Raw genomic sequence first — 5,237 nt, 5'->3', positions numbered from 1 at the left:
GTCTCCCTCCACCATATTCTCCTTAATTGGAAAATCGAAAAGCCAACTCATTGAGTTGGCTTTTTTCGTTTCTGAGCTTTATCTCTTACTAAACGTGTCTTCTAAAACAACCCTCAACTTCCTAAACACTAACCCGCTCCTACAAATAACTAAGCGATCTAGCCCATTCAAACATCAGTGATCCCATACTTCTGCATGACGCTCACAAGCCAGATAAGCAGCGCAGCCTAAACAATGGGTCGATATATGTTCTTCGCATTCGTTCGCAATTATCTGTTTCTGCTGCAAAGTAACCTCAGGCTCCAATACGGGTTCAAAGAACTTTGTCATTACTCATTACATCCAAATAAAATCAGTTAGTTAGTCTCAGGTTAATCCAATCTTTAACTAAGATACATATCATTAAACGCAAAAAAGCCCCTGCTGATTCTCAGCAGGGGCTTTCTATTATTTGGTGTCATTCCGAATAACTACATCCTATTGATGTTGAGTTAAATCCTGGAATTAACCTTGAATACCAACAATTAACCAAGGTGCATTGTTAGTTGTTAGGTCACGCTCTAGGTGCCAGATATCAGTGATATCTTCTTCAACGCCATCCGCTGTGTCACGGTAACGACCGCTAAACTGAAGGCTTAGCTGTGCTTTGCTACCATCGTGGTCTGCGCGAACGATTTCAGCATCAACGTACATTACGTCTGTGTGCTGATCACCGTCTAGCTTATTACGCTCAGCTTTTAGGTCTTCAAATAGGCTTGGAGATACGTATTCTTCAATCGTGTTTAGCTCATTGTGGTTCCATGCACCTTGCAGTGTACGGTAGTGCTCACGAGAACCGTTGATGAATGCCGCTTGATCAAAGCCCGGTGGGTAGTTATGTGGAACATCGCTTTGTGCACCAAAACCGAAACCACCAGCAGTGCCTTGTGATTGAGGTTGTGCTTGCTCGAAGTTATGAACATTTGGTTGTTGCTTAGGTTGTTCAAACTTGTTCTGACCCATGCCGCCGAATGCTGGCTGTTGGCCACGTGCATTCTGCTGATTCATTGAGCCCTGCTTCGCGCCCAACATTCCGCGTAGGAATTTAAACGCTAGGAAAGCAATCAGACCCATAATCAGAATATCCATGAACTGGATACCTTCAAATGCGCCACCAAAGAACGCAGCTAAAAGACCACCAGCAAGTAAACCACCTAGCAGACCGCCCATAAGGCCTTTCTTGCTAGAGTTAGCTGCTGTGTTCTTACCTGTTTGATCTTGACGGATCGAATTCGTGTTTTGTTGTTTTGGTGCTGGAGCCGTTTTAAAGCTTTTGCCAAATGACTTACCACCACCAAACTTTTTCGCTTCCGCGATTGGCGTCACCGCGACTGTTACCAACAGGATCGCGACTAGTGAGAAAAATCGTTTCATTATTATCCTTTATAGGTTTTTTATCTTTCGACACCTTAATCATACTCGTTAACAAAGAACAATGAAATATTCACCGTGTTTACACATGTATCATAATATTGCGGCTATTAATTGATTACTAAACTAGCGAAGGGATTGACGGCACTCTGGGGCAGCATTAAAATATTGAACGATGTTCATTTAATAGAAAGTACCCATGGCAAGACGAAACGATCATACTCGCGAACAATTAGTGCAATTAACCTTAAAAACGGTGACCGACTTCTTAGAAGAGCACTCTTATCACGAGCTAAGTCTACGTAAAATCGCCAATATGATTGGTTATGTTCCAAGTACCTTGGTGAATGTATTCGGCAACTACAACCTATTGCTACTGCATGTTGTTGCTCAAACATTAGATGAACTGGCGTCAGAATCTGCTGTAGCAGTTGAACAATCGAGCAATCCTCAGCAAGCTCTATTCAACCTTGCCTACTGCTACCACGATTTTGCACAAAAACACCCTCACCGTTGGCAGCTTATCTTTGAGCACAACATGAACGGTGAAAACCTTCCTGAATGGCAATCGAACCGTATCGATAGAATGACAGGTATGCTAGAGCAACTATTAATCGCGATTGCTCCTGAACATACTGAAAGCGAAGTCGTTAAAGCCAGCCGTGTATTATGGTCTGGAGTACATGGAATTACTCTACTTAGCGTTGATGATAAATTTTTCGCCTCTGAGCCTATCGATGGTAAAGAGTTGATCAATAACCTAGTCTCAAACTACTTAACCAACTGGTAATCATCCAAGGAAAGACAATGAACAACAGCAGCCAATCTTCGCTGTTAACGCAAAAAAGGTTCCTACCCTACTTTATTACCCAATTTCTAGGAGCCTTTAACGACAACATATTCAAAAATGTCCTGTTACTGTTTGTTGCTTTCGCAAGCGTAGACACGCTGCCTATTTCCAGCAATCTATTCATTAATTTGGCCGCTGGCCTTTTTATTCTGCCCTTCTTCCTATTTTCAGCTTTGGCTGGTGTACTGGCCGACAAATACGAAAAATCGTGGTTTATCCGTAAAGTTAAGCTCCTCGAAGTAGTGATCATGTCACTGGGTGCGATCGGATTCATCTACGAAAGCTACGGAATATTACTTCTGCTCCTGTTCCTTATGGGAACGCAGAGTGCTTTCTTTGGCCCGGTGAAATACGCCCTGCTTCCACAACAATTAGAAACAAAAGAACTGGTATCTGGTAACGCTCTCGTCGAGACAGGTACATTCTTAGCGATCCTGATTGGTACTCTCGGCGCAGGCATCATTGCATCTGAAGAAGGCGCGAAGCTCATTGCTGCGGTGTGTATTGTTTCGTTCGCCGTGCTTGGCTATGTATCAAGCTGGTTTATCCCACAAGCGCCAAGTAATGCACCAGACCTTAAAGTAAAGTGGCAACCTGTAAAACTGACCCGCGCGACACTGGCGATTGCAAAAAAAGATCGCCCGACCTTTCAAGCTCTGATGTCTATCAGCTGGTTCTGGTTCCTTGGTGCGGCTTACCTAACTCAGTTTCCCAACTTCACTAAACTGCATCTAAACGGCACTGAAAGCTCCGTCGCCTTTTTACTGGCACTATTCTCGGTAGGCATTGCAATCGGCTCTTTAGCTTGTGATAAGTTATCTAATCACCGAATTGAAATCGGCATCGTGCCAATGGGCAGCTTAGGTATCTCGATCTTCGGTCTTCTGATGGCGATATCCATCCCGGAGTCTTTGCCTGACTTTAGTTCTTTCCATCAATTCGTAACCTACTCAGAGCTGTGGCCACTGTTTGCTTACCTTCTGCTTCTGGGTATCTCTGGCGGTGTCTTTATTGTTCCTCTGTATTCACTGATGCAGTTACGTGCCAAGCCCGACGAGCGTGCCCAAGTGATTGCCGGGCTCAATATCTACAACTCACTGTTCATGGTGGGAAGTGCGGTATTAGGTATTGTTTGCCTTAGTGTTCTAGATCTTTCAATTCCGCAGCTGTTTATCTTGCTCGCAGTGGGCAACACTTTGGTGATGCTGTACCTGTTTTATCAGGTGCCTATCTACGCTTTCCGCTTCTTTACGTGGGTGGTCACTCACACCATGTACAGAGTTAAACATAAGAACTTACATCACCTGCCAGAAAAGGGCGGTGCGTTGATTGTCTGCAACCATGTGAGTTATATGGATGCACTGCTGCTGAGTGCGGTTTGCCCTCGCTTGATCCGTTTTGTGATGGAAGAGGATTACACCAAGTTGCCGCCAATTCGACGCTTCTTGAAAAGAGCTGGGGTGATTCCAATCTCCGCGACCAACCGCAACTCGATTCGAAACGCTTTCAAAGAAGTAGAGCGTGCCCTGCATGAAGGTCACATCGTGTGTATTTTCCCAGAAGGAAAGCTCACCTCTGATGGCGAAATGGCTGAGTTCATGCGTGGTATGGAGCTGATCATCAAACGCTCCCCTGTCCCAGTGATTCCTATGGCTCTTAAAGGATTATGGGGTAGCTACTTTAGTCGTTACAAAGGCCGTGCCTGCAAAGGGTTACCCACTCGCTTCTGGACTAAGCTAGAGATAGAAGCTGGCGAGCCGATTTCACCTAAACAAGCCTCTTGTGAAACGCTTCGACAGTCAGTCTCTGACCTTCGCGGATCATTACGCTAGTTAACCAGCCCTTTATTCATATCAGTTGAACAAGCGTTAAGTTTTCCTTAACGTTTGTTCAATTCATTTAGACTTACTTATCATTTTATTGAACGTATAGTGGTCTCATCACAATAACGCCACAACAAAACAAGACTCTAAATACAATGAATCTAAAAAAGTCCGCTCCATTTTATCTTGCTGCACTGTTTTGCTTAACGCCTTGGGTTAGCTCACCGACAGCCCTGGTTATCGGTTTCCTGCTTGCTAGTTTAGGATTAGTCCCTGAACACTTGGAAGTCGGCAAACTTACCAAAAAGCTACTGGCCTACTCTATTGTTGGCTTGGGTTTTGGTATTCAGTTTGAAAAAGCATTAGCAGTAACAGGCGATGGTATTGGGCTCATTGTAACGACGATTATCGGTACATTAGTCATTGGTTGGTTCTTGGCGAAACAAATGGGGCTAGACCGCACTACGGGCTATCTTATATCTTCTGGTACCGCGATTTGTGGTGGTAGCGCGATAGCAGCAGTGGCACCCGCGATCAAAGCAGACGATGAACAGATTGGCTTGGCATTAGCCACCGTATTCGTGTTGAACTCGGTTGCTCTATTCTTATTCCCGATGATTGGTCACGCGCTTGAACTCAGCCAACAAACATTTGGTACTTGGGCAGCTATTGCGATTCACGATACGTCTTCTGTAGTAGGTGCAGCTTCAGCGTATGGCGAAGAAGCACTGACGACAGCGACAACATTGAAGCTCGCTCGCGCACTTTGGATCATCCCAATCGCTTTAATTAGTGCGATGATCTTCAAGAACGATCAAAAGAAGATTACGGTTCCCTACTTCATTTTCTTCTATTGCGCCGCTATTGCGGTGAGTGACTTACTGCCACAATTTGAGATGGTTTATCAAGGAATCTTTGATGTGTCTAAGCGAGCACTGGTGGTGTGTTTGTTCTTAATTGGCTGTGGTATTTCAGTTGAGAAGTTAAAAGCAGCAGGACCGAAACCATTGATGTTTGGTATTACAATGTGGGTCATGATCTCGACAGGTTCATTGGCGTGGTTAACTCTCGCCTAGCCTGCAAATAAACACTTTAGATGATTGTCTGGTTACCTAGACACTCGGGTTAGCGAGCAGAAATCGAGTAGGAGGAGG

At 44.6% G+C, this 5,237-nt stretch carries 4 protein-coding genes; 3 read left to right on the top strand and 1 reads right to left on the bottom strand.

Features of this window, described 5'->3' with window-relative positions; translation table 11 throughout:
• Nucleotides 1-504: 504 nt before the first annotated feature.
• Nucleotides 505-1,413 (bottom strand): Tim44 domain-containing protein, encoded by a 909-nt coding sequence (locus AB4371_RS10855; protein ID WP_017060179.1) that lies wholly within the window; start codon nt 1,411-1,413, stop codon nt 505-507.
• Between the two features lie 196 nt (nt 1,414-1,609).
• On the opposite strand from AB4371_RS10855, the gene AB4371_RS10850 reads away from it, so the two are divergent.
• The 3 genes from AB4371_RS10850 (at nt 1,610) to AB4371_RS10840 (ending at nt 5,159) form a co-directional block, all read left to right on the top strand.
• Nucleotides 1,610-2,200: a TetR/AcrR family transcriptional regulator gene (locus tag AB4371_RS10850; protein ID WP_004736110.1), complete on the top strand. Its 591-nt coding sequence runs from the start codon at nt 1,610-1,612 to the stop codon at nt 2,198-2,200.
• A 17-nt stretch (nt 2,201-2,217) separates the two neighbouring features.
• Nucleotides 2,218-4,092: an MFS transporter gene (locus AB4371_RS10845; RefSeq protein WP_102320179.1), complete on the top strand. Its 1,875-nt coding sequence runs from the start codon at nt 2,218-2,220 to the stop codon at nt 4,090-4,092.
• A 146-nt stretch (nt 4,093-4,238) separates the two neighbouring features.
• Nucleotides 4,239-5,159 carry a YeiH family protein gene (locus tag AB4371_RS10840; protein ID WP_102320180.1) on the top strand — a complete coding sequence of 307 codons (921 nt, stop codon included), beginning with the start codon at nt 4,239-4,241 and terminating at the stop codon, nt 5,157-5,159.
• Nucleotides 5,160-5,237 lie beyond the last annotated feature (78 nt).

This window comes from Vibrio sp. 10N.261.51.A3 (assembly GCF_041471965.1).
GTDB classification, from domain to species: Bacteria; Pseudomonadota; Gammaproteobacteria; order Enterobacterales; family Vibrionaceae; genus Vibrio; species Vibrio crassostreae_C.
The sequence above is the reverse complement of the archived record's forward strand: the minus strand, read 5'-3'. Positions and strand labels throughout refer to the sequence as shown.